Origin of the sequence: Nocardia sp. NPDC005998, from assembly GCF_040614395.1 — a bacterium.
GTDB lineage: Bacteria > Actinomycetota > Actinomycetes > Mycobacteriales > Mycobacteriaceae > Nocardia.
The window spans coordinates 131,860-156,869 of the sequence record NZ_JBEXUI010000014.1 but is presented as its reverse complement, the minus strand read 5'-3'; the positions used below and the strand labels follow the sequence as shown (position 1 = coordinate 156,869).

At 65.0% G+C, this 25,010-nt stretch carries 22 protein-coding genes and 1 pseudogene; 12 read left to right on the top strand and 11 right to left on the bottom strand.

Going from position 1 to position 25,010, the window contains the following annotated elements; all coding sequences use genetic code 11:
* Positions 1-32: 32 nt before the first annotated feature.
* Both ABZ293_RS20880 and ABZ293_RS20875 read right to left on the bottom strand, forming a co-directional pair.
* Positions 33-881, bottom strand: coding sequence for an alpha/beta hydrolase (locus ABZ293_RS20880; protein WP_355182920.1), 849 nt, complete (start codon positions 879-881; stop codon positions 33-35).
* A gap of 11 nt (positions 882-892) precedes the next feature.
* Positions 893-1,744: a TauD/TfdA family dioxygenase gene (locus ABZ293_RS20875; protein WP_355182918.1), complete on the bottom strand. Its 852-nt coding sequence runs from the start codon at positions 1,742-1,744 to the stop codon at positions 893-895.
* Between the two features lie 146 nt (positions 1,745-1,890).
* On the opposite strand from ABZ293_RS20875, the gene ABZ293_RS20870 reads away from it, so the two are divergent.
* Together ABZ293_RS20870 and ABZ293_RS20865 are read left to right on the top strand one after the other, a co-directional pair.
* Complete coding sequence (locus tag ABZ293_RS20870) at positions 1,891-2,898, top strand: AraC family transcriptional regulator (protein WP_355182916.1); 1,008 nt, start codon at positions 1,891-1,893, stop codon at positions 2,896-2,898.
* Positions 2,899-3,242: 344 nt separating this feature from the next.
* Positions 3,243-3,364: pseudogene (locus ABZ293_RS20865) on the top strand (cadmium transporter); the annotation flags it as partial.
* Between the two features lie 390 nt (positions 3,365-3,754).
* Here the strand turns inward: ABZ293_RS20865 and ABZ293_RS20860 are convergent.
* The gene (locus ABZ293_RS20860) at positions 3,755-4,276 is read right to left on the bottom strand and encodes a Fur family transcriptional regulator (RefSeq protein WP_355182914.1); all 522 of its coding nucleotides are present in this window, start codon (positions 4,274-4,276) and stop codon (positions 3,755-3,757) included.
* A 53-nt stretch (positions 4,277-4,329) separates the two neighbouring features.
* Here ABZ293_RS20860 and ABZ293_RS20855 point away from each other — a divergent pair, with 53 nt between their 5' ends.
* Positions 4,330-4,731 (top strand): metalloregulator ArsR/SmtB family transcription factor, encoded by a 402-nt coding sequence (locus tag ABZ293_RS20855; protein WP_355182912.1) that lies wholly within the window; start codon positions 4,330-4,332, stop codon positions 4,729-4,731.
* A gap of 8 nt (positions 4,732-4,739) precedes the next feature.
* On the opposite strand, the gene ABZ293_RS20850 is transcribed toward ABZ293_RS20855, so the two are convergent.
* The 5 genes from ABZ293_RS20850 to ABZ293_RS20830 form a co-directional block, all read right to left on the bottom strand.
* The gene (locus tag ABZ293_RS20850) at positions 4,740-5,558 is read right to left on the bottom strand and encodes an ABC transporter ATP-binding protein (protein WP_355182911.1); all 819 of its coding nucleotides are present in this window, start codon (positions 5,556-5,558) and stop codon (positions 4,740-4,742) included.
* The gene (gene cbiQ, locus ABZ293_RS20845; RefSeq protein ID WP_355182909.1) at positions 5,542-6,489 is read right to left on the bottom strand and encodes a cobalt ECF transporter T component CbiQ; all 948 of its coding nucleotides are present in this window, start codon (positions 6,487-6,489) and stop codon (positions 5,542-5,544) included. The genes ABZ293_RS20850 and cbiQ overlap by 17 nt, the downstream gene beginning before the upstream one ends.
* Positions 6,486-7,583, bottom strand: a complete 1,098-nt coding sequence (gene cbiM / locus ABZ293_RS20840) for a cobalt transporter CbiM (protein WP_355182907.1) — start codon at positions 7,581-7,583, stop codon at positions 6,486-6,488. The genes cbiQ and cbiM overlap by 4 nt, the downstream gene beginning before the upstream one ends.
* A gap of 570 nt (positions 7,584-8,153) precedes the next feature.
* Positions 8,154-8,372, bottom strand: coding sequence for a heavy metal-associated domain-containing protein (locus ABZ293_RS20835; protein WP_355182905.1), 219 nt, complete (start codon positions 8,370-8,372; stop codon positions 8,154-8,156).
* 201 nt (positions 8,373-8,573) lie between these two features.
* Entirely contained in the window at positions 8,574-9,263 is a 690-nt protein-coding gene (locus tag ABZ293_RS20830; protein WP_355182903.1) for a class I SAM-dependent methyltransferase, read from the bottom strand.
* A 617-nt stretch (positions 9,264-9,880) separates the two neighbouring features.
* On the opposite strand from ABZ293_RS20830, the gene ABZ293_RS20825 reads away from it, so the two are divergent.
* Both ABZ293_RS20825 and ABZ293_RS20820 read left to right on the top strand, forming a co-directional pair.
* Complete coding sequence (locus ABZ293_RS20825; protein ID WP_355182901.1) at positions 9,881-11,266, top strand: PepSY domain-containing protein; 1,386 nt, start codon at positions 9,881-9,883, stop codon at positions 11,264-11,266.
* On the top strand, positions 11,263-11,868 hold the full coding sequence (locus ABZ293_RS20820) for a DUF5134 domain-containing protein (protein ID WP_355182899.1): 606 nt from the start codon (positions 11,263-11,265) through the stop codon (positions 11,866-11,868). The genes ABZ293_RS20825 and ABZ293_RS20820 overlap by 4 nt, the downstream gene beginning before the upstream one ends.
* A gap of 647 nt (positions 11,869-12,515) precedes the next feature.
* On the opposite strand, the gene ABZ293_RS20815 is transcribed toward ABZ293_RS20820, so the two are convergent.
* Entirely contained in the window at positions 12,516-13,439 is a 924-nt protein-coding gene (locus ABZ293_RS20815; RefSeq protein WP_355182897.1) for a class I SAM-dependent methyltransferase, read from the bottom strand.
* Positions 13,440-13,590: 151 nt separating this feature from the next.
* Here ABZ293_RS20815 and ABZ293_RS20810 point away from each other — a divergent pair, with 151 nt between their 5' ends.
* The 7 genes from ABZ293_RS20810 (at position 13,591) to ABZ293_RS20780 (ending at position 21,011) form a co-directional block, all read left to right on the top strand.
* Positions 13,591-15,354, top strand: a complete 1,764-nt coding sequence (locus tag ABZ293_RS20810; protein WP_355182895.1) for a helix-turn-helix domain-containing protein — start codon at positions 13,591-13,593, stop codon at positions 15,352-15,354.
* Positions 15,355-15,976: 622 nt separating this feature from the next.
* Entirely contained in the window at positions 15,977-16,672 is a 696-nt protein-coding gene (locus ABZ293_RS20805; protein ID WP_355182893.1) for an alpha/beta hydrolase, read from the top strand.
* A gap of 73 nt (positions 16,673-16,745) precedes the next feature.
* On the top strand, positions 16,746-17,378 hold the full coding sequence (locus tag ABZ293_RS20800; RefSeq protein ID WP_355182891.1) for a TetR/AcrR family transcriptional regulator: 633 nt from the start codon (positions 16,746-16,748) through the stop codon (positions 17,376-17,378).
* A gap of 108 nt (positions 17,379-17,486) precedes the next feature.
* Complete coding sequence (locus ABZ293_RS20795) at positions 17,487-17,954, top strand: nuclear transport factor 2 family protein (protein WP_355182889.1); 468 nt, start codon at positions 17,487-17,489, stop codon at positions 17,952-17,954.
* 485 nt (positions 17,955-18,439) lie between these two features.
* Positions 18,440-19,288, top strand: coding sequence for an MBL fold metallo-hydrolase (locus ABZ293_RS20790; RefSeq protein ID WP_355182887.1), 849 nt, complete (start codon positions 18,440-18,442; stop codon positions 19,286-19,288).
* Positions 19,289-19,861: 573 nt separating this feature from the next.
* Positions 19,862-20,563: an SDR family oxidoreductase gene (locus ABZ293_RS20785; protein WP_354957471.1), complete on the top strand. Its 702-nt coding sequence runs from the start codon at positions 19,862-19,864 to the stop codon at positions 20,561-20,563.
* 28 nt (positions 20,564-20,591) lie between these two features.
* Positions 20,592-21,011 carry a tautomerase family protein gene (locus ABZ293_RS20780; RefSeq protein WP_355182885.1) on the top strand — a complete coding sequence of 140 codons (420 nt, stop codon included), beginning with the start codon at positions 20,592-20,594 and terminating at the stop codon, positions 21,009-21,011.
* Between the two features lie 66 nt (positions 21,012-21,077).
* Here the strand turns inward: ABZ293_RS20780 and ABZ293_RS20775 are convergent, their stop codons facing one another.
* Complete coding sequence (locus tag ABZ293_RS20775; protein ID WP_355182883.1) at positions 21,078-23,810, bottom strand: AAA family ATPase; 2,733 nt, start codon at positions 23,808-23,810, stop codon at positions 21,078-21,080.
* Positions 23,811-24,194: 384 nt separating this feature from the next.
* Complete coding sequence (locus ABZ293_RS20770) at positions 24,195-24,626, bottom strand: OsmC family peroxiredoxin (protein WP_355182881.1); 432 nt, start codon at positions 24,624-24,626, stop codon at positions 24,195-24,197.
* Positions 24,627-25,010 lie beyond the last annotated feature (384 nt).

The following is a 25,010-nucleotide window of genomic DNA, read 5'->3' as shown; positions in this document are numbered from 1 at the left end:
TAAGGTGCGATGGATGGTCGTTGCGAGGTGCCCTAGGCTCTTACATCGGCGAAGAATTCCAGCAGGCGCTCGATGACCCAGCCGGGGGCTTCCTCTGGGATCCAATGCCCACAGGTCTCGGCTACTCCACCACGCACGTCGGTCGCGACGCGCCGCCATGACTCGAGTGCTTCCATGCCGCGACCGGCCGCGCCGCCGCCGTAGACCAGCACGGGCATCTCGAGCTTGCCTTGGGTGGCGAAAGCTCGGTTGTCCGCCACATCCTGGGCCATGGTGCGGTAGTAGTTGAATCCGGCACGCATGGCACCGGGCTGCCGATAGGCCCGGATGTACTCGCGCTGAGCCTCCTCGGATATGGCGTCCGGCCGCGCGCCCCCACTGCGGTAGCAGTGTCGGAGGTAGATGTCTTCGCGGCCGACGACCAGCGCCTCGGGCAGGTCGATCTCGTTGTGAAATCCGTGATGCCAGCGCGGACTGGGCGGCGTCGGCGAGCCGTCGCCCGGCACCGGCGCATCGAACACGGCGACCGCGCGGACCGCGTATCGGTGCTGGGCGGCCAGCGCATAGGCGACCGGCCCGCCCCAGTCGTGGCCGCCCACCAGGAACCTTTCGTGACCGAGGAAGTCATGCATCAAGCGCCAGATGTCCTGGGCCACTGTCTTCTTGTCGTAACCCCCCAGCGGGCGCGAGCTGTCGCCCAAGCCGCGTAGGTCCGGGACGACGACCTGGTGGCGCATGGCCAGGCCGGGCAGCACGCTCGCCCAGGTGCGCCAGGTCTGTGGCCAGCCGTGCAGCAACACGACCGGGTCTCCCGCACCGGCGCAGACATAGTGCAGGCGCACGTCGCCGAGATCGGCGTAATGATGAGTCGGTTCGATCATGGTGTTAGTCCTCATGCCGGCTTGTCGCCGATGATGGTGGCGCGTTCCATCTTCCGCACGGTGTCGGGCGGGTAGTCCATGACCGCGTAATGCTGGGTGCAGCGGTTGTCCCAGATCGCCACGCTGCCCGGCCGCCACCGCCATCGCACCTGATATTCGGGGATGTAGGCCTGGCTGATCAGATAACTGAGCAGATTCGCGGCGCCCGGGGAGGCGTCCTGACCGTATCGCACCCGGGCGGGGGTGTGGAAGTTGGTGAAGTGCGTGGTGAACCCGTTGACCATCAGCGATCTGGCACCGGTCACGGGATGGGTGCGCACGACGGGGTGCTCGGCGTCGGGAAAGCGCTCTTTGAGGGCCAGCCGCTGCTCGCTGGGCATGGCCGCGCCGAAGCTGGCCTCGATGCTGTGCCGAGCCTGGAGTCCCTCGATCTCGGACTTGACGCGATCGGGCAGCCGGTCGTAGGCCAATTCCATATTGGCCCACATGGTGTCGCCACCCACGGTCGGGCATTCCACGCAGCGCAGCACCGAGCCCATCGGCGGGGTCTCCCGCCAGGTCGCGTCGGTGTGCCAGGCGTTCTCATAGCGCATGGGCGGTTCGTCGGGGCCCTTGTAGAGCCGGATGATGCCTGGGTGACCGGGAACGCTGCCGGCGATCGGATTGTCCTCGAGCGGGCCGAATTTGGCGGCGAACGCCTCGTGTTCGGCTGGGGTGATGTCCTGGTCGCGCAGGAACAGCACCTTGTATTTCAACAGCAGTGCCTCCACTTCGGCGAACAGATCGTCGTCGCGCGCGGCTTCGCGCAGCTCGACGCCCTGAATCTCGGCGCCCAGCGCGCAGCTGAGTGGTTCAACCTTCACAGCAATGCTCTTTCGGTCCGGGGATGGGCGGGTTCGACGTTCCCGTGGAACTTCCGCCCACTGGCCCTTCCGAAGCTAGGCTTGTGGCGTCTCCCATCGCTTCTCATTTGGTGACACAAACTGTTCACTCTGCGACACTTGGTGGCATGCCTTCCATGCGCGCCGGGATCCTGGCCGACTACCCGGCCGTCGCCAGGGAGCTCGGCCTGGACCCGTCCGCCGAACTCGCCGCGGTGGGCCTTTCGCTGCGGCTGCTCGCCGAGCCGGACCTGCTCGTTCCCGCCGACTCCGCGGTCCGGCTGCTCGAGCAGTCCGCGGACCACGCCGACTGCCCGACGCTGGCGCTGCGCATGGCCGGCCGGCGCCAGCTCGCCCATTTCGGTGTGGCCAGCCTGGTGCTGAGTCAGCAACGTACGGTTCGTGAGGCCCTGCGGGTGGGATTCCAGTTCCGGCACCTGCTCAACGAGGCGCTCGCGGTCTATCTGGAAGAGATCGGGGACACCGCCGTGATCCGCGCGGAGGTCCTGACGACCACGCCGATGCCCGCGGCGCAGTCGAACGAACTCGGTCTGGCGGCCATCGTGCAGCTGATCCGAGCGATCATCGGCCCGCGGTGGCGCCCCCGGGCCCTGCATGTCACCCACGGCGCGCCATCCTCGCTCGACGAGCACCGCCGCAGATTCGGCTGCCCCATCGAATTCGGCAGCCTGTTCAACGGCATATCGTTTCCGGCCACCGACCTCGACCGCGCGAACCCCGCCGCCGACCCGGCACTGGCGACCTACGCGCAGGGATTCCTCGAGACCCTGCCCACCCCGGCGGCCGGAACCGCCGCCGACGTCAAGCGACTGATCTACCTGCTGCTTCCGATGGGTAAGGCCACCATCAAGACGGTGGCCCAGATATTGGGCCGGACCGTCCGGACGCTACAGCGCGAGCTCGAGCACGACGGCGAGACCTACACGTCGTTGCTCAACGCCGTCCGCTGCGAGCAGGCCGTCCGATGCCTGGCGGACCGTCGGGTGACCCTCGCCCACGTCGCCACCCAACTCGGTTACACCTCACACGGGTCGTTCACGCGCTGGTTCATCACGGAGTTCGGCATGCCGCCCACTGCATGGAGGGCCGACCGGATCGCCCACTGCGGCCCGTAAACCGGTATTGGGTGTGGAGATACGACGGCGGTGCTGCTGAACGATCGGGTCACAGTCGCCTGCCATCTGCGCAGCGGTCGTACTACCAACCGGCGGACCAGAGTTTTCGGTGTGAAGTCATTTTCTAGCTTGGAGATCTCGTGGGGGCGGCAGCGTTTTGCGCCTGCACCTGTCTCTCAGGTCTGTTAGAAGCGCAGGCTTCTCGTCGTCATCCATGAATGGTGACGGATCCAAGTGCTCTTTTCCGGATGCAATCAAATCTTCGATGTGGTCGAGGAATTCGATGCCAAGTTGACTTCCGGCGATGAGCTTGTCGCATTCAATTTTGAGAAGTAGCTCGACCGTACTTCGCCACTCGCCCGATCATCGCTCGCGCACTCAGCCGCTGGGGACACATCCTGCTCCCACTGGTGCTCATCGGGATCTGCTTGCTCATCCTCATCGAGGGGGCGCGTTCGGCCTCTAGTCGGCACTGATCCATCCCTCGCCCGCAGCACAAATTCCCATCAGGAGCCGGTCCGACAATTGTCTCGGCTCGATGCCCGAGATCGACGATCACCGGGTCTGTCCGGTCGACAAGTTCGGTCAGGACGTCACCGAATGACCTCGAACCGCTGTTTCCGATCGGGGATGTGGTGCTTTTGTCAGCGATCCCACCGGTCGATCCGGTGCCGCGCTCGAAATCGAGCTTGCTGGCTGTCACACGAATCTTTTTCGGAGGTAGGGTATTTCGCGGATCTTGCGATACCTCGGTTGGCCCCCGTCGACGTGGTCAGAAGCCCGGCAAATGTACGCCGAACCCCGCAATGCTGGTGGCGGATGCCGGCCGACCTGCGATATCGGCCCACCGGTTCGGCTATTGCGCGACCTTTTGGCAGGTGGGGCACAGTCCGTGCAGGGTCAGCCCGGCGGTGTCAGCGAGTTCGAAGCGGCTGCCGCGACTGGCGTGGTCCAGCGCGGTTGTCAGTTGTTCGGCGGGGATTTCGCTCACCGCCGCGCATTGTGTGCAGACGGCATGGTGGTGGGGTCGCTCGGTGAGCCCGTAGCTGGCCCCTCTTGCTCCGACGGTGAGCATGTGCAGCGCGCCGATCTCCACCATCCGCGTGAGCGTTCGATAAACCGTGGTCAGGTCGACGGGTTCTCCCCATTCGATGAGTTGAGCGACGATTTCCTGTGCTGTGAGGTGACCCGCGCCGGGGTCGCCGGTCAGTACCGACAGCACAACCAAACGTGGTGCGGTGCACCGCAATCCGTGAGCACGCAGGATCGATCGGGCGTGCTCGACAGCTGGGTGGTTGGATGTATCCGCAGTGAGCGTCGTTCCGGTATCGCCCACACGTGGCGAAGTGGGTGTCGCCGATCGGCCGACGTTTTTCATGATGTACCTCGTTCGCCACGGAACACGTTGTTCCACAACGCTACTATCTGCGCATGAATGCAGACGATCCGATAGCGCGGTTGCCTGATGATCAAGCCGCGCTGGTCGTCGAGGTGTTCAGGATGCTCGCCGATTCGACGCGCGTTCAGATCCTGTGGGCGCTGGTCGATGTCGAGTTATCGGTGAACGATCTGGCCGACCATGTCGGTAAGCCTGCGCCATCGGTGTCCCAGCATCTGGCGAAACTGCGGATGGCTCGACTCGTGCGGACCCGTCGCAAGGGCACGCAGGTGATCTACCGGCTCGAAAACGACCACGTGCGTCAACTGGTACTGGATGCGGTCTACAACGCCGAACATGCCGGTCCGGGTATCCCCGGACACCACCGCGGCAGCACCGATCTGCACGCGCTGCCCAGAGAACCAGTTCGAGACAGAAAGGGAATGCAGAGATGACCGGGCCGTCATCCAGGCGGCTGAACCGGCAATCGGGTGCGCGCATGGATGAGATTGGCTTTCAGCAGTAGCTCACGGTCGGCGAGGGCGGCGGCCGGTGTCGCCTCAGCGAGGATCCTGTGGTCCTCGCCGAAAACGATGCAGCGATCGGCGAGTCGATCCAGGCTGTCGAGGTCATGGGTAGCCAGCACGATCGTTTTGCCCGCCGCGGCGAGGTCCTCGATGAGCCCGGTCAGCCATTCGCTGGTGCGTGGATCGAGCGCGGCGGTCGGCTCGTCGAACAGCAACACTTCCGGGTTCATGACCAGCACGGTGCCGATCGCGACCCGTTTCTTCTGTCCTCCGGAGAGTTGGAACGGCGCACGGTCGGCGATATCGGCGATGCCGAGCAGGGCAAGAACGTCCTGAACCCGGGCCGCGGCTTCACCGTGGTCCAGACCGAGTTGCAGTGGACCGAAGGCGAGCTCGTCGCGCACCGTCGGCGAGAACACCTGCGCGTCGCTGTTCTGGAATACGAACCCGATCCGTGACCGGAACCCGGTGTTCATCTGCTCGTCTTCCAGGGCGTCCTCGGTGACGGGTGCCCCGAACGCTGTGTAGGTTCCGCTCTCGGGAAATACCAAGCCGTCCAATATCTTCAGCAGCGTGGACTTGCCACAACCGTTCGCGCCGATCAGCGCAACCTTCTCCCCCGCTGAAACCTTCAGTGACACACCGGCAAGGGCTTCGAATTTTCCGTAATAGCGATATCGCAGATCCGCGCACTCCAGGACGGGCCCGCCGCCAGGCAGATGACAGGACTCGGATTCCTCACCGGGTGATGACATGCTCACCCACCAGCAGTGCCGCGCCGAACACCACAACAGCAGCGGCGTAGAGCACATCGGTCCTCGACAACCGCGGCTGGGCAAGAACTTTCGCATCACCGCGATACCCGCGCGCGACCATCGCCTGATGCACTTCTTCCGACATCGCCATCGATTTACCGATCAGCGCGCCAGCGGTGGCGAACACGAACCGACGCGCGTGCTTGTCGTGCTTCTCGGCACCGACTGTGCGGGCTTTGCGCGCCTGATACATATCGGTGACCGTGGCCAGCAACAGGAACAGGTAGCGATAGGCCATCCCGATGATCAGGATGAACATGCGCGGGACACCGAGAGTGCGCAGCGATGCCAACAGCCGCGTCCACGGCGTGGTCAGCGTCAACAGCACGACCAAACTGATCGAGGACGCCACCCGAGCCACGACCAGCAGCGCCGACATCAGACCCTGCCGGGTGATCCCCTCGGCTCGGCCGTGCCAATGCCACAGCGTCACGATCACCTCGCCGTCGGTGACCACACTCAGCGTTGCGGGTATCAACACGATCCCGGTGAAGATCGGGACGAATAGCCACACCCGTTTGACGAAGAATCCCACCGGCAGCGCACTACACGCGGCCAGGATCAGCGTGGCGGCATACAACACCATCAGCGTCGCGATGTTGTGTAGGAACGCCCCGACCAGCAGCAGCGCGAAAAGGGTGACGATCTTGACCCGGGCATCGATGCGTTGCAGCAAACCGTGTTGGGCGGAGGTGTCGTCGCTGAACATCACCTGCCGCAACAGATCCGCGCCGCCGGTCAGTGTCTTCTCGACGTAGGATCCCTTGCGACGCTTGCCGATACACCCGCATGGGCACAACGCGACATCGCGAGTGAGTAACCAGTCCGGAGCGGACACCGGACGCGGATCGGCGGACGGGGTAGCGGTCATGAGCCGGTGTCGGCAGAGGTGCGCGCCGGTTCGGTCCCTGTCCGGCTAGAACCCCGTGAGCCGAGAGCGCGCAGACCGACAGCGATGAGGTAGACCGTCACTCCGACCACGACGATCCCGACCGCGGCCGACACCAGGTAGCCGATATTGGGATGGGAACCATTAGGGAATTCGTAGTCGCCGAACAATGTGTGGTTCCAGAACCCGGCGTACTTCGCCAGCCCCGTCGGCACCGCGCTGAGCCCGAGATCACCCAGATCCAAGTCCTCTGGCGCATCTTCGCCGAAGGCGCCGCCCGGCGCCAGCAGACCTAGCGGCGTCAACAACACCAGCACCGCCACCACCGACAGCGCTACCACACCTGGACGCAGCTTCGGTTTCGGCACCGCGTTGTCCGCCGCATCGACAGGCACTCCCGGATTGTTGACCTGCAGCAGCGGAATATTGGCCCGCTGCAGATACGCCACGACGCCACCAGCCAGCGCAGCCTCGGCGATCCCTGCGATCAACAGATGCGCAAACAGCATGGCGGGCAACGCTTGCGAAAGATGGTAGGGCGAATACAGCGGCGTGCCCGACGCATCATGGAACAGATCGGGCTGTATGCCGAGCTCGATGCCGACACAGATCGCGGCAGCGTTGAGACCGACGTAGCCGCCGACCGCGGCACCGACGACCCGGCGCCATGAGGTCAGGGTGGCACCCCTGGTCAGCAACCGGTAGATCCCGTAGGCGACGAACGGCAACACCACGCCCATGTTGAACACGTTGACCCCGAAGGCAAGTACACCGCCGTCACCGAACAACAACGCTTGGAAGCCCAGTGCGACGGCCACGGCTATCAGCGCTGCCCACGGCCCCAACAGCACCGCGATCAACGCACCGCCCACCGCATGCGCGGTCGTACCGTCCGGGATCGGAATATTGAACATCATCACCAGAAACGACACCGCCGACAGCATCGCCAGCGTCGGGACCTGCCTGGTCTTGACAACGTTCTCGACCCGCCGCGCCGCGACCGCAGCCATCGGAACGGCCACCACGTAACCCACCGCGCAAGTCGCCGGCGATAGATACCCGTCAGGAATGTGCATCGAAACTCCTTCGGGAGATCTATCTGCAAGTTACTGGCATCTACGGTAAACCCAGCAGGCATCGCCGACCAGAACATCGAAGCAATCGACACTCAGCAGAGACAGTCCGACATCAACGCCGTTTCGACGACACATCAACACAACGACGCGAAGTCCAGCCCTCGCCATCACAGCTACCATTGTTGGACAACAGAATTCGAGCGCAGCTGAGCACATCCCGCGTCGAACCGAACCCGACGTTTGTCCGACGAACTACACCACGGTGTCAGCCCGACCCACCCATCACCGATTACGCCGAGTCGTGAGGTCCACGGCGCGCGGCGGGTCGAGTTGAGCAACCAATACCGGACCTGCGATTGCGAATGCCGTTGCCGCCAAGCGCAGTTGATTCGCTCGCGGTGGGGCCAGTGGATACCGAACCCCGTCACCATCCACTGGCTGGACCCGGAGAGTTAATGGCCGAGTAGTGAATTCGTCCCCCGATTCGATGCTTATCATGGAGAGACGTGGTCGACCCAGCGCTGGCGCGTCGAATCGAGCGGCCAGCGCGTGAGCGGAGGTGGAGTGGTTTTATACGACCGCGAAATTGTCGCCGTCACGGTCGAGCGCTCGCTGCAACTCGGCAGCAGCAAGCTCGTGATCGGCCGATACAGTCACCCGCGAGGTGCCCTTGGTATCGAGATCGACACTCACCGATTCGACCCCGGGCAGCTTGATCACAACGTCCTTGACAGTCTGCGCGCACCCACGGCAGTGCAGTCCGTCGACAGAAAAGACCTGGTTAGACATACAAATCTCCCTTCTCGGACGGCCTCGATTTTAGTCCGCACCTCGCCACACCGGCCGACTGATCGCATCGAAGCGACGATCAACCTCCGAACAGCTCGGATCGGGCTATCTGTCGGCCACCACCATGAGTAGATCCCGCCGTCAACCTGCCGACGGCAGCAGCCCGAGGTCCGCTCCACCGACCGCAGGCGGCCGCAACTGTCACCGGGTAGCGACGATCACCGCGTCGGTGATCGATCGCCACGCCACTCCGGTCTCGGCGAATCCGGCTTCGCGCAGCCGAGCGCGGTGCCAGGCAACCGGCTGGGGCACGCCCTGGGCCCCGCTATCGAAAATCGTACGGCTGGCTGCGAATTCAGCGGCGAGCCGGGGCTCGTCGGCGACGTCGGCCCACCATTCCTCCCAATCGCGTGCCCCCTCGGCCCGCGCACGCTCCTGGTGGCTGCGCTGGATGATCTCGTCGATGGCGTTGAGCTTCGGGGTCTCGGGATCGGGCATGTGATCCGCATTGACGAATACTCCACCTGGGCGCAACAGTGCCGTCAAGTCTGTGTACAGCCGGGACAACGTTTCTGGTTGCATCCAATGTGTGGCCGTCGCGGTCAGCACGGCGTCGAACGGCTCGGCGGACAGTTCCGGCGTCCACCCTGGTTCCTCCAGATCGGCGACCACCAACGAAATGCGGGAATCTCCAGCGAACGATCCCCTTGCCATTGCGAGCAGCGTGGGATCCCTGTCCACTGCCACCGAAGTCGCCTCGGGCAGCCGGGCAAACAACCGGCTGGTGATGCTGCCGGTTCCACACGCCAGGTCCAGTACGCGCGGTGACTTGCCGGCCGTCGCCTCGACGACCTCGAGCATCACCCGAAACCGCTCCTCACGATCGGGCATGTACAGCTCCTGCTGCCGATCCCAACTCCGTTGCCACGCTTCCCAGTTCACGCATCCTCCCGCTACCGAGTCGACGTTGGTGCGCTTGTGTCCGAAACTGGTTGGAAGGCGATCGCTGTTATTCGCGCAGCGCTCCTTCCGAGCAGTCGGACCGAATGTGGAGACAACCCGGGACCGGCTCTGACCCGCCGATTCGGGGCTCGATGTGAAGACTAACCCGACCAAGATCACATACCGGACTTCCGACACACGCCGGCACTCCTCATCGGGGAAGGCTTCCGATAACTGTTCGGTCAGCAGCATCGAGTCTTTACGCACCGACAGGCGCGGTGGTGACCCCGGTACCATGCCGCTCCTTATCGGCGAACGTCGCAGAGGCATCGCCGAATTGCGCAGACCACACAGCAGGTGCCGTACCTTCGATGCGCTGCGCGTGGGTGGGTACAACCGACCCCCCGGCGTCGATCGCCGAACCTCGACGATGGAGAAATGCGGGGAGTGCAGCCGGGGAAGCTGCCGAACGGAAATAGGGTGTCACGCCGGAACTTTCGAGGGCGCCGACCCGACTACCTCGCCGAGGGCAGGTGAAGTGTGCCCGGAGAGTGAGGAACCGCGAGATGGTCGATCAGGTTTCGGAGGCATCGGACGGGCGCGATGCGAAGGAGCCGCCGATGCCCGGTGTGTGGGCGCGATGGCGGCCGCTGCTGCTACGGCTGCATTTCTACGGTGGCATGCTCGCCGGGCCCTTCATTCTGATCGCGGCGGTGACGGGGCTGCTGTACACATTCACCCCGCAGCTGGACGCGATCGTGTTCCGGCACGAGGTCACCGTCGACGGATACGAGCCGCAGGTGCGCAGCCTCGCCGACCAGATAGCAGCCGCGCGCACGGTATACCCCGATGCTCCGATCACCAGCGTGAAACCGCCAACAGTGCCCAGCGAGACTACGCAGATCGCGTTCGCGGCGCCGGAGGTGCCGCAGGACTACACCCGCACCGTGTTCGTCAACCCCTACACCGCGCACGTGCAGGGCACATTGACCACCTACGGGCAGTGGCTACCGATCCGCGCCTGGTTCGATGAGATGCATCGGACTCTGCACATGGGCGTCATCGGCCGGTACTACAGCGAGATCGCAGCGAGCTGGCTATGGGTGATCGCACTCGGTGGCCTCGCACTATGGATCGGTCATGCACGCCGGCGCGGGGCACGAGGGTTCGTGACTCCGGATCGTAGAGGTGCGCCGAAAGGGTCGCGGAAGCGGACATTGAGTTGGCATGGCGCGGTCGGAGTATGGATCGTGATCGGTCTGCTGGGGTTGTCGGTGACCGGTCTGACGTGGTCACGGTTCACCGGTGACCACGTCGAGCAGCTGCGGACACAACTGAGCTGGACCACGCCGTCGGTCTCGACGACGTTGCCGGACACCGACATCGGCGCGTCGAACGATCCGGCAGCCGCCGCCGATACGGTACTGCGCAGTGCGCAAGCCGCGGGCCTGCAGCCGCCGATGTGGATGAAACCGCCGGCGAGCGCCGGTGAGGCATGGCAGGTATACGAACGCAAGCGCGATTTCCCGACGCGATTCGATGCGGTCGCGGTCGACGGCCGCAGCGGTGCGATCGTGGATGAGATCAGGTTCGCGGACTGGCCACTCATCGCCAAGCTGACCAATTGGGCGATCGATACCCACATGGGTTTGCTGTTCGGGTTTGCGAACCAGATCGCGTTGGCCCTGCTCGTCGTGTGTCTGATCTCGGTGGTCGTGCGCGGCTATGCGATGTGGTGGAAGCGGCGTCCCATTCGGGGCGGGTGGCCGACGGCGCCGCGGCGCGGCGCGCTGCTGGGCCTGCACCCGATCGAGGCAGTGATCGTGGTCGCCGCTCTCGTGGGCATCGGCTGGCTAGCTCCATTGTTCGGCGCGACACTGGGGTTGTTCGTCCTCGGCGACGTCGTCGCCGGTGAGCTGTCCCGGCGGCGACGGGAGCAGACGGCAGCATGATCACCGATCCTTTCCTGAAGTGGGCCGCCACTGTCGCGTTCGTGGTGGCGGCAGTGTTCTGGGCGATGCGGGCCGGCGCGCGGTCCGCGACGATCCCGGGCCGCATCACCGGGGTCCTGCAGATCGTGATGTCGTCGGCGATGCTGGCGATGGTGTGGCCCCGCCTACCAAACGTGTCCACGGTGGCCGGCATGACGGTCTTCGCCACGGCGGCGGCGATATTCCTGGTGCTGCGCGCCACCCAGCGCGAGCACCACATCGAGAACGGCTATCACGCGCTGAAGATGGCGACAATGGTGTGGATGTACGCCGTGATGGACGAATCTATCGTCGGCGGCACCCAGACGTCCTCCGGTGATAGCACGATGGATATGGGCGGCGGCACCACGATGTCCATGCCGACGACGATGACGATGCAGCTACCATCGTGGGCCGGATACCTCGACCTGGCGATCGGACTCGCCTACCTCGCGACGACGGCCGCATGGGTCGCCTACACCTATCGACAGGCACCCACCGACCACGCCCATCGCCGAACCGGCGCGATGCAAGCGATGATGGCGGCGGCGATGGCGGCAATGTTCCTGTCCTACATCAGCTGATCGGCAAGAACCGACACCACCACAGCCCCGCGTCTGCGCACTGCGGCCAAGCAGTCGCTGCCGACACCTTCGCACTCAACTAGCAGCATCAGCGAACACCCTCTAACCGCACACCACGCTGACCGGACGCGGCGCGAAAGCAAATCACAGGACCGGCGCTGTTTCGGATATGCGGACTCAGCCGTTCGTCGATGGCTCGCGAGTCCAGAGTCCTCGCCCTTCCATGGGCCCGATACCGAGGACGGTTATCCCAGCTCCCATCAGGGAGGCGGCGGCGGGTCGGCCAGCCTCAGTCTGCATGGCGAGCATCCCGGTCAATACCGCTGTCTCCGGCCGAGATCCGGCCAGGGCCCACTCATAGAGCGGATTCCAGGCCTCGCCGGGGCCGTTGGACTTTTCCGGGCCGACGCGGACCAGTCGGCGACTCCGAGGCCCCGGCAGCTGGCCGCGGGTGATCGAGGCAAGCACCTGACCTACCCCCAGGGATCATCCCCACGTGCGCGGGGCGCAGTGCGAGCACCAGCGCCAGCTCGACTACCGCTATCAGGGCCTCGGTATCGGTTGGGGACTTTGACCAGGATCTGCCCGGTCTGCGGCAGCAAGAACCACCGATATGACGATCTGTCGTCGCTGGTCATGTGTCTGGTTCAGTGCGGTGGGCCGGGTTTGGTGCAGGTGAATTGCATGACGTCGATGCGGCCGCGGCGGGCGTAGTCGGCGCATCCGGTCAGGTACCGGATGTAGGCGTCGTAGGTGTCGGGTCCGGCGAGCTCGATGGCGCGGTCGCGGTGCTCGTGCAATGCATCGGTCCACTGATCGAGGGCGGTCGCGTAGTGCGGCCCCATCGACTGCATGCCGGTAACGGTGAATCCGGCGTCTTCGGCGTATGCGGTGACACCTTTGGGGTCGCGTCCGCTTGGGGGCAGCAGCGGGCCGCCGCCGAAGATGGTTTCGGTGAGAAACCGTATAAACGCGTCATCGATGCCGGTGTGCTGAATTCCGTTGGCACACAGGTCGTCGCGGTTGTCGCCGACGACGGCCTGCAGCAGCAGCACTCCATCGGCGCGCAGTGTGCGGTAAGCGAATTCGAAGAACTCGCCGTAGCGGTCTCGTCCGAAGGGGTCGAACGCACCGATGCACACGATCCGGTCTGCGCGGCGGTCGAATTCCTCCCAGCCTTGCAGCCGCACCCCACCATAGGGGCGCCCTCGGACCACCCGGTCGACCAGCAGATTCCGCACATACCGGTACTGGTTACGGCTGGGAGTCAGCCCGATCGCATTCACCCCGTAGGTGTCCATGGCGCGCAACATGGTCGTACCCCAGCCACAACCGACATCCAACAAGGTCATCCCCGGGCGCAGATCGCACTGGGCCAGAGCGAGGTCGATCTTCGCCAACTGGGCTCGTTCCAAAGTGTCGTCCGGGTGGGGCCAGAAGAAGGTCGGGTCGAGGAACAGTGCGAAGAACTCATCCGGCAGCTCGGCGCGGGTTCGTACCTCTGCGAAGGTCGGCTCCCCCGATAGATCGGTGACCTTTCGATCAGCCTTGCTGAGGCTCTGGCGGCTCAAACGTCTTCCTCCTGGTTTTGCTGTGCCAAGCACTTCTCCCTGTGCCCATGACACAGCGGAAGCGATAGACTGACGGTCTCAATCTGAGACGCGTCATCCATTGAGACGGCCGCCACCATGGGTTGAGCAGCAAGCACCGAGGTATGAGCAGATGCCGGATCCTCGAGCCGACGTCGCCGTGAGCCCAGAAAAGGCGCGCGAACAATTCCTCACCGTGGGTTCGCTCGATTTCCCGCCGGTGCGCGACACTGTGCTCGATTCGTGGTGCCGATCGCGCGCGCTGCAGATCCATCCCGACCGTGTGGAGCTGCCTTATGTGCGGGAACCGAATCTCGACTCCCCACTGGTGAGCGCCGCTGCGCCGGTGCTGCAGCGGCTCGCGAGCGACCTGGCCGACCAGGCTGTCAGCGTCATCCTGACCTCGTCGGATGGACTCTTGCTCGAGCGCTGCGCCGCCGATGCCACAATCATGCGCACACTCGACGGTGTGCAACTCGCTCCCGGCTACAGCTATGCCGAGGACTTCGTCGGCACCAACGGAATCGGCACCACCCTGGAAACAGCCACCCCGACGTTCATTCGTGGCGGCGAACACTATCTCGGCACCCTCGGCGGGCTCGCATGTGCCGGCTCGCCCATTCGCCACCCGCTGACGCGCTCGGTGCTGGGCGTCATCGATCTCACCTGCTGGGCCAGCAGATCCGATCCGCTGATGCTCGCCCTCGCCAACAGCGCGAGCAGCCAGATCCAGGACCGGCTCCGCGTGCTCGCCAGCGAAACCGAGACCGCGCTGCTGGAGACGTATCTGCGCCAATGCCGCCAGTATCCGCTCGGCGTGCTCGCGATCGGCGGCGACGTGGTGCTGATGAACCACTACCTGCGCCAGGCTCTTGACCCGCACGACCAAGGGGCGTTGCTGCAATATTCGACCGACCTGGTTCGTCCCGGGGCCGTCGATACCCTCCTGGCCCCGCTGCCGAGCGGTCAGACCGCGAAAGTGACAGCGGTCGAACGTATTTCGATACGTGGCAGCAGCTTCAACATGGTCCTGCACGTTCAGCTGATCGTTGACCGCACCGTGCACCACCCGGTCGCACGCGGCACGCTCGCATTGCCCGGCATCGCCGGTAGGAGCAGCTCGTGGCGGCGCAGCTGCCAGCAGGTCGAACGCTGCTGCCGGGATCGCGAATGGGTGGTCATCGATGGCGAAAAGGGTTCCGGACGAACAAAACTCGCGAAATCTGTCGTCGCGCACGTCAGCCCCGGCAAGATGGCCCGGGTGCTGCGGACGGCCGACTTCGCCGACACCGAGGGCCTACTGGCCGCGCTACGCGCCGAAACCAGCAACAGTAATTTCAATGTTGTCATCAAAGATATGGACTGCCTGCCGACCGAGGCGGTCGAGCCGATCGCGGACATACTCCAGACCTGCGCCGGTCGCGGATGGATCGCGGCAACAATTCATTCGGCCACGCCCGCTACGGCTGTCGATTCGCTGCTGCCACTGTTCAGCCAGACCGTCGGCGTGCCCGCGCTCCGGCACCGCATCGAAGACCTCGAAGAGCTGGTTCCCTTCCTGCTGGGCGAGCTGACCAAGGGCGCCGAAGTCCGGCTTGCCCCGGACGCCATGCGCCAGCTCAACAAGCTATCGTGGCCAGGCAACGTCGCCCAACTACGCCGGGTATTAGCCGAAACCATTTCACAGCAGCGATCCGGTCTGATCCACATCGACGACCTGCCACCACAATGCCGTTCGCTGGCCCGGCGCAGACTGAGCCGGATCGAAGCACTGGAACGTGACGCGATCGTGCGCAGCCTGCAGGAGAACAGCGGCAACAAGGTCGAAGCCGCCGCGGCGCTAGGGATGTCGCGGGCGACTATCTACCGCAGGATCAAGGACTTCGGCATCGAGTAGGCGTAGTTGCCCCGGGTCGCGCTATCCCGCCACCCGGTTGCGCCGCCAACGTCCTGCGAGCACTCCGCCCAACCATCAATCAGCCGACGCCCGGCGGTCAATTGCTCGGCGGGCGGAACCGGCGGTAGAGGTTCTCGATGTGCCATCATCCATAGTTGCCCCACCATCGGCGCAGTCGATCAGCCCTGTGGTAATCTAATCCGCGCAGTATTGCACGCATGGTAGCCAGTCCGCTCAGCGAAACCGACTATGCGCCTTGATGATTGGTGACGCGGCCGAACGCCGGAACGCGCGGTGCCTCGAAGGCAGATCGCCCACCTCGACCTCGCGCTCCTGCAATGCCCGCCGTCAACTCCTCCTCATCCGCCGCAACAACGGCGGGTGCCGGCCGCTCCCCCAACCAGCCCGGCCACGAGCGCGGCGATAAGCGATAACAAGATCGAGAATCATTGCGGTGCAATGACTTCGACCGGGATTACCTCACGAGAGCACGGTCCCGATGCGGGTCGCGGGAGGAGGATGGTGGCGGCGAGGGCCCACCCCGCCGTCATAGATCGCAGACAGAGTACAAACCTAGAGCGGTGCGGGTCCCGCCGATTCGTACCGAGGAAGGGTGCGCATCATGTCGACGCCGACCACAACGAGCATCGTATTCGCCCACGGCTTGTGGGCCGATGGGTCCTGCTTCAACAAGGTGATTCCCGCATTGCAGGCGGCGGGACACGAGGTGGTGTCCACGCAGAACAGCCTCGACACCCTGGAAGGCGATGTCGCCGCGGTCAAGCGGGCGCTGGGCCGGGTCAGCAGCCCGGCCATCCTCGTCGGTCACTCGTACGGCGGCTCCGTCATTACGGCCGCGGGGACCGATGACCGTGTCGCGGGGCTCGTCTACATCGCCGCGCTCGCCCCGGACGCGGACGAGACGTCGCAGAGTCTGCAGGCCAAGTTCCCCACAACGGATGTGTTCGCGCACATCGAGATCGCCGAGGGTCGCATCTGGTTGCGGCCGGAGGGTATCGAATGCTTCGCGGGCGATCTCTCCGAACAGGAACAGCAACTCCTGCTGGCTACCCAGGGCGTACCCGCCGTGGACCTCTTCGACCAGCAGGTCGCGGGCACCGCGTGGAAGTCGAAACCGAGCTGGTACATCGTGGGCAGAAACGACCGCACCGTACATCCGGAGCTGGAGCGCTTCTGCGCAAAACGCATGGACGCCGGCACCTACGAGGCGGACAGCAGCCACGTCCCCATGCTGTCCCAGCCCGGCCTGGTGATCGACGTGATCCGCACCGCCGCGAAGTCCTGCCCGGGGGCGTAACCAGCCTCGTACCGCGGAAACAGCTTTCAGCAGGCGTTTGACAAGGAATTCAAGCGACTGCTTGACTTTCGTCGTGCGGGAACAGAAGACGGATTTGCGGCGGGAGACCGGGCAACGGACGCGCGAGCGGTTACTGGCCGCCGCGCTGGAGTTGCTCGCGCAGCGGGGACAGGAGGGGGTGACACTGCGCGAGCTCACCGAGAATGCCGGAGCCAATGTGGCGGCGGTGAGCTATCACTTCGGATCACTGAAGGCGCTGTGTCATGCGGCCATCGAACAGGCGTTGGAGCGGTACCTGGACGCACAGATCCAGGAGCTCGGCGCGGTGGAATCCACTGCGACGCTTCAGGACTTGGCCGCGGCGTTCACGCGGCCGATGATTCGCGCGCTTGCCGCCGGTGGGCAGGACCTGGCGGTCATGCGGACAGTGGCGCGGGTCGGAATCGACCCGCCGGCGGGGTGGGATCGATTGAACGAGAAGTTCGATCGGACCCGCGCCGAGAGCCTGCGGGTGCTCACGAACCACCTGCCCGAGATCGACGAGCAGGAACTGATCTTCCGGACCCGTTGTGCGGCCGGACTTTTGAACTGGCTCGCGCTGGCACCCATCGGCGCCGAGCTCGCCGCCGCACCCACGGAGGAGATCGAGCGGTTGCTCGTGCCCGTGGTGGCCGGAGCCTTCCACGGCCACGAGCACACTGCCTGACCAGGCCGAACAAATTCTCCCCCAAAACAATTCAAACGATCGCTTGACAAGCCTTCTTGTGCGGCAGAGTATTTAATCAAGCGTTTGATTTTCCCCAAGGAGAGTGCAATGACCACCACCGCCGAAGCCGTCGTCCGCGCCGCTTACCACGCGGCCGAGGGCAGCGTCCTGGACGTGCAGGGATTCAAAGACCTGTTCACCGAGGACGGTGTATTCAACAACATCGTCGCCGGGGAGACCTACCGCGGTGAACACCTCGGAGACCTGGTCGTCTTCATGGGCCAGCTCGCCCCCGATGTCCATCGCAACCTGCACCGGTTCCACGTGATGGGCAACGTCGTCGCCGTCGAACTGACCATCGAGGGCACCTTCAACGGCCCATTCCAGACGCCCGCCGGAACCATCCAGCCCACCGGCGCCAAGCTGGCCATCCCGACCGCCGACTTCTGGTACATCGAGGACGGCAAGATCAAGGAATTCAACTGCTACGTCGGCGTCAGCGTCATGCTCGCCCAACTCGGCATCCAGCCCGACTTTGCCGGCGCCGTGGCCGCGTCCACCACGGCGGTCAGCTGACCCGACCTACCGTCGACCACAGGTGCGCGCCTTTCCACGAGGCGCGCACCTGTCTGTCTGCCCCGAATATCCCGGTAGCGCAGCTACTTCCGCACCGCAAGAACTTCCCGCCCGGAAGACACGACTCGGCTGCCCATGCGGCGAATACATCCGCGCCACAGACTTAGACGATCTCGTCTAGAAGACCCGCGCCCATCTCACCCACAAGCGTCCGGGCACGACTACAGCCGCGGGTTTCATCGCACGTCGACGAAGGCCACCACCTTCTCGGCGGTCAATGGTGTCGGGCCGGTTCGTCAGCGCGGTATGCGGAAACGGATATCACAGATCACGGTGGTTCGACCTCGCCGAGGTCAGGAGTGCCGAGCAGGGTCACGCATTCAGGTGATGGAGCGTCCAGGACCGACTTTGGATACTCGAGCTTGATCCGGCTTTCAGGTGGTCCAGGCCACCGATTGCCTCCATTGCGAGCGAAAGCTAATTCCATGTCTGTCACGATCGATGTCTTCAACACTGGATACCTGCCCATCGACGGTGGACCGGGGTGGGATCCGGATACTGCGGCCACCTGGCCCGCGTCGACCGCCACGCTGATCTCCGGTGCGCGCGACGCCATCCTGGTCGACGCTCTCATGACGGTCGAGGAAGGCCGCCGCCTCGCTGGGTGGATCAGCGAAACCGGCAAGAACCTCACCAGCATCGTCGTCACCCACGGTCACGGCGACCACTTCTTCGGCGCGGGCCCAGTCCTCGAGGCATTCCCCCAGGCCCGGCTACTGGCTTTGAACACCACCGTCATCGAGGAAGCGCGCTACAACCTCGGACCCGAGGTCCAACAGAACTGGATCGCCTGGTTCGGCGATCGGTTCGACCGCCGGCCAGCACTCCCGCAGCCGGTGGATTCGGACACGCTGACCGTGGACGGCCATCCGGTGCGCTTGGTCGAAGTCGGGGGCGCCGACGGTGTCCTCAATACCGTGGTCCACATTCCAGAGTTGAATACCGTCTGCTCCGGCGACGCCGTGTACAACAACATCCATATGTGGCTGTGGAATTCGACTCCCGACAGCCGCCGGACGTGGTTGGCGACCATCGACAAGATCGCCGACCTGCGCCCCGCCACGATCATCGCCGGACACCGGGATCCCGGCGCGCCCGACGACGACGCCGAACGGCAGCTCGCACAATCCCGTTCCTACATCGAGGCATTCGACCGTGCTGTTGCCAAACTGTCCTCGGCACAGGAGGTTATCGATGAAATGACCGGCCTTTTTCCCGGCTACGGGAATCCCTACACGTTGTTCGCCGCCGCCTATTCCCAATTCCAGAGCTGATCGCCTGGACGGAAGGAGAGATCGACCCGACATGATCGGGTCGAGTCGGTGCCGGTCGGGCAGCACCCCCACCGGCGTTCAACTGTCGGACGATCTCGATATCGCTGAATGTCATTCCGATCAGCACCGGGATGCTGCGCCGCCATCCGGGTAGCGCGGCACGATCTCCCGGCCAGTCGCGAAGGCGATCCCGTCGATCGTTGCAAGCCGGACAGGATGTGAGCCGTCCGAAGAGCTGGGAGTTGCAGTCCAGCCGGCGCAATAGGTGGGTGTCATCGATGCACAGAGCCTGCAGGCGATCGTGGGTTGCGATGCGATCCGGATAGGAACACTCGATCCGCTGCGACACGCCCGAGCCGGATCGATAAGGGGCCACCGATTCGAGGGTGAATCCGGGCCATGCGATCAGGAAAGGCAAGTTCAGGCAGTTCCACACGGGGCAGTGCCGGGCGTTCTGGCCGCGCAACGGCCATAGCGGCGGTGTGGATGAAAGCTTCACGCGACCTGCCCTTACCTAGTTAACTATAGTTATATATAGTCAGATAGCCACAAGAGTAGATCAGGGAGGCAGACATGACGACAATCGAAGGTGCGATCGCCCTGGTGACAGGCGGGCAGCGCGGGCTGGGCCGCGCGCTCGCACAGGAGTTCCTGAACCGGGGCGCGTCCAAGGTGTACGTGACCGCACGCAAGCCGGAAGCGAGCGACGATCCGCGGGTAGTGCCGTTCGAGCTGGAGGTAACCGACCCGGATTCGATCGCCGCAGCGAGGGAGCGGGCCGGCGATGTGAGCATCGTGGTGAACAACGCGGGCGTGCTGCGGCCGGGCCCGCTATTGCGGACCGAGATGGCGGATGTGGTGGAGACGTTCGAGACGAATGTCTTCGGGCCGCTGCGGATCGCACGGGCTTTCGCACCGGTCCTCGCGGCGAATGGCGGTGGGGCGCTGGTGGATATGCACTCGGCGCTGTCCTGGAGCTCGGGGGCCGCGGCGTACGGCGCGTCCAAGGCCGCGCTGTGGTCGATCACCAATTCGCTGCGGATCGAATTGGCGGAGCAGGGCACACAGGTGGTCGGTGTGCATCTCGGATTCGCCGACACCGACATGGTGAAGGCCATCGCGGTGCCGAAGATCGGCCCGGCAGAGGTCGCCGCGGCGGTCGCCGACGGGCTGGAGCAGGGAGCGTCCGAGGTGCTCGTCGACGAGTTCACCCGACAGGTGAAGGCTGCGCTGTCCGGGCCGGTCGAGGGCCTCGCTTTGCCATTCGCTCGCTGAAAATCCTTCTCTTTCAAGGGAGTTCATCATGCCGCTGTGGCACATCTATCACCCCGCCGACACCTTCACGGCCGAAGACAAACAGAACTTCGCCAAGGACATCACCGCCTACTACGCGCACTTCGGGCTGCCCGAGTTCTATGCGGTGGCGCTCTTCCACGAAGTCCCGGCCGATTCCTTCTACGTCGGCGGCGTACCGACCCCCTCCGTGCGAATCACCATCGACCATCTGGCACGCCAAGTCGACGACCCCGATATGCGCAGGCGCATGAGCGAGCGCCTGCACGACCTCATGGCCCCGTACACCCACGACCGCGGGTTGCATCTCGAATTCAATGTCAACGAGGTGCCCCGGGACACCTGGATGATCGCGGGACTGTTCCCGCCCGCGCCCGGCAGTGATATCGAGCGCGGCTGGGCCGAGACGAACAAACCCATTCCCTACTAACCAACGGGAAAACACGCACGCTCATCGGCATTTCCGTGCCTCAGCCACGCTGGATCGGAGCCGAACTCAGCTGGCGGCATGCTGATTCATCACGTTCGCGAGCTGAACGCGTGATCGCACACCGAGTTTGGCGAACACGGACCGCAGATGGGTTCCGATGGTGTTGGTGGATACAGCGAGTTCGGTGGCGGCGGATCTGTTGGTATTCCCCGCCGCGATGAGTGTGGCCACGCGACGTTCGGTCGGTGTCAAGGCATCCCACCCGGTGGTGGCCACGCCGGTGGGGGCCTCGCTCGACCATTTCGCGCGCCGCGCGCCGGCCGAGCGCATTGTCCGCTGCACCTCGAGGCAGCAGTACGACGCACCCACCCGGTGGTATTCATCCCAGGCTCGATCGAGTTCGGCGAGCCCGGTGGGAACCTCCCCCGCGGCCAGCAGTGCGCGGCCGAAGGATTCGGCTCCGCGCGCCCGCAGGATCGGGCGGGGGCTGCGGTCGAGCACCTGCACCGACTGGGCCAGGATATCCAGATCGCTTTTGTAGCATCCGCGCAGGTTCAACGCGATGCCCTGGAAGCTGGCAACCCCCGGGTTGCGGGCGGCCGCCAGTTCCGCAGTTTCCACTGCGTCAGCGGCGAATCGGTCGTCCATAGCCATGGTGCCGAAGTCGAAGAACAATCCGCTCCAGCACGGCCACAGCGGCCAGTAGTTGAACTGCTCTCCAGCACCGGCGACAACCGGCCGAAGAATCCGCAGGGCTGCCGCGAGATCCCCTTGTCCGGCGGTCAGCCAGCCGCGGATCATGTTCAGCGCGGGGCGGCGCACACCGTCGGTCGTGTCGACGAGCTCGTCGACCACCCGCATTCGCGCGGTCGCGGCCGGTACGTCCCCGCGCAGCAGCGCCACGGCCGTGCGCGCCAGCACGGCATCCAGCGTGTGCTCGGCATTGCCCAGCTGGTGTCCGAGATCGTGCAATGCCTGCGCCGCGATGTCAGCGTCCCCGAAACGTCCCAGGTAGAAGTGCTGCCACATCTGTGCGCACTGCAGCGCGGGGACCGTCATACCGACCTCGCCACGGCCGCTGACCCCGGACTGATCCAGCAATATCTGCGCATGCTCGTAGCGGTCCAGAATCTGCAGCTCGGTGATTTCCTCTGCTAGACAGGATGTTCCGCGCATCGCGCGCAGTTCACGGAAGTGCCGCAACGCAACATCGTGGCGACCCTCGTTCTTCGCCGCCTCACCGGCGGCCTGCAATGCGAGCAGTACGGCCTCGCGATCATCGACGGTATGGGAGTGCTCGAGCACCGCGTCCGCCTCGCGCGCAGCAGCCTCGCCGGTGGCGATCCGCGTGCTGGCCAATGCTCGTGCCGCCCGCAGCCGGGCGGTGGTGACCGGCGTCAGATCCGGCCGGGCGAGCAGTCGATCGGTGCGCCGCACGAGCTCGGCGACGCGCCCGCTCAACCAGAACGCCTGGGCGGCATCGGTTTCCACCGCACCGATCATTTCGTCGTCATCAACCCGGGCCAGGATCAGCTCCGTCGCCGTGATCGCCTCGGCCGTGCGTTGGGTACGGCACAGCACCGCCAGACAACGCTGGCTCAGTTCCAGCCAGGCCCGGTCTCCGCACGGGAACGTTTGCATGGCGAGCGTGGCCAGCTCGCTGGCGCACTCCGCGTCGGTGTCGGCGAGTGCTTCCGCGGCGACGAGCAGGATCATGCCGCTGTGCACATCTCCCGGCTCGGCAGCCGCACGCGCATGGGCCACCGCCTGCATGGGCCGTCCGGCATCGGTGAGGTAGTACTCGGCGAGCCGACGATGCAGCCTTCTGACGTCCGGCTCACGCGTGCAATCGCGTACCGCCTGGCCGACCAGCTCGTGGCGACACGCGAGCCCCCCGCTGGCTGCTGCGGTCAACCCGGAATCGAGGACCTCGGACACCACGTGTTCGCGATAGGCGGCGGTGTCCGGCAGCAGTGCGTCGATCTCGCCGATCGCCAATGGTGTGCCGGCCACGGCCAGCAGCCGCACAACATGCTGGGCCGCGTCGCCGAGCTGGGCGAGGCGGCTCCTGACAGCGGCGTGGAACTCGGCCGGTACCGACTCGATCGCCCCCCGCGCGACGCTGTCGATGATCCGCGCAGCGAGCTGGGGGTTGCCGCCCGTGGCGTCGAGGTACCGCTCTGTGCGCTCGTCGGGCGTGTGCCCGAGCCGGTCGATGGCCATGGCGACCAGGTCGACTGTGGCCAGCGGTCGTAGCCGAACCTGTTCGAGGCGAAGACCGTCCGCTCCGGCCAACTCACCGAAAAAGTTGTCGTCACGCCCGGCGAGCACCCAGACGATGGGCAGTCCGGACAGCCGCGAAATTACGGTGCGCAAGAGGAATCGACTGGTCGGGTCGGCTCGATGCAGATCGTCCAGCGCGATCAGCAGCGGCCCGCCTGCCCCGGTGGCGGCCAGGTGATCCCCGATTCGATCAGCGACGAGAAGCGGTTCCGCAGCCGTATGCACGAGTTGCGCGTAATCGTCGCTACCGAGCAACGGTTCGCGCCCGGCCCGTAGCATCGCGATCACGGCGGCCCCGGGCGTCGCCTGCTGCGCCGGATCACAGTGCCCGGCAATGACTCTCAGCCCCATCCGGGACGCCTGCCGTCCCACCTCCGCGGTCAGCGCCGTCTTACCGACCCCGGCCGGCCCACGTATCACGACGATCCCGCCGATTCCGTGCCGCTGCGCTCCGCGTATTACCGCCAGCGCCCGCGTCATGGGCTCGGTCCGTCCCCACAACGATCCCGACTGCATGGATCACCCCTCACGATTCGACACTGGCCAAAGTGTGACCGATCGCCGGAGCGCGCACATCGTCAACATGCACGATTCCTGGTGAGTAGGTTACGCGCGCAGTAAGCGATAGCCGCGCGCCGACCATGCACCGGTCGGATCGGCGGGACCAGTTCGAGATCGCGGGCAAGGATGCGCAGGCGACGCGCCCCAGCGCCGGAATATCAGTGCGTCAGCCGGCCTTCGCTGCCGCCGACGTCGACGAATCGGGTCGAGCACGCCGCCAGATTTCGCTCGGTCGGCGCGGGACGGCCGCTGCGTCCCGAGGTTCCCGCTGCCCAGCGAGATCTCCGAAACCCGCACGCCTGCGCGGTGAGCGAAGGTTGTATATCGACTCCTCCGCACTCAATCCCGGTGCAGTGCGGCGTCGAGCACGATTTCGGGTACGCCTGCCAGTGCCCGGCTCACCGGGCAGCCTGCTTTGGCCGCAGCGGCACGTTCCTTGAAGGTCTCCTCGTCCAGTCCGGGGACGATACCCCGGGTGACCAGCGAGATCCTGGTGATCGTCGGCACGCCGTCGACAGGCCGCAACGTCACCTCGGCCTCGGTGTGGATGAGCTGAGGCGGGTGGCCGCTTTCGGCGAGCAGATTGCTCAGCGCCATCGAGAAGCACGACGCGTGGGCCGCGGCGACGAGCTGCTCCGGATTGGACCCGGGACCGCCCTCGAAGCGGGACTTGTAGGTGTATCCGCCCGCGAGTGCTGTTCCCGCGGTGAACGTGCCCGCACCTGTCGGCACGTCGCCCTTCCATTCGGCAGTGCCCTTCGAAACCGGCATGATGATCAGCTCCCGTTTATTCGTAATCGATTGTCCTGCAAACGCTTTGATCCCGACGTCGGTCGTGCGCTCAGGTCGGGATGTCGAGCCGATCGGTCTCGTCCTGCGTCAGATGTAGACCCGCTGCGGCCACGTTCGCGCGCAGGTGCGCTTCCGATGATGTCCCGGGAATCCGCGGTATCGATGAATTGCACACCGAGTTCGACTACCAACCGCAGCACTCCGATCGCAGCATCCGGATCCGCCGGCATGCCCCAGGTTCCGGTCCCGGTGAGTTGCATCGACCCGTATCCGATCCGGCGCAGCGGATATCGCCCACCGAGCATCAGCTGCCCTGCCGCACCGGCCACCGTCATGCTGTCCTCCTCGTCCACTGGTTCTCCT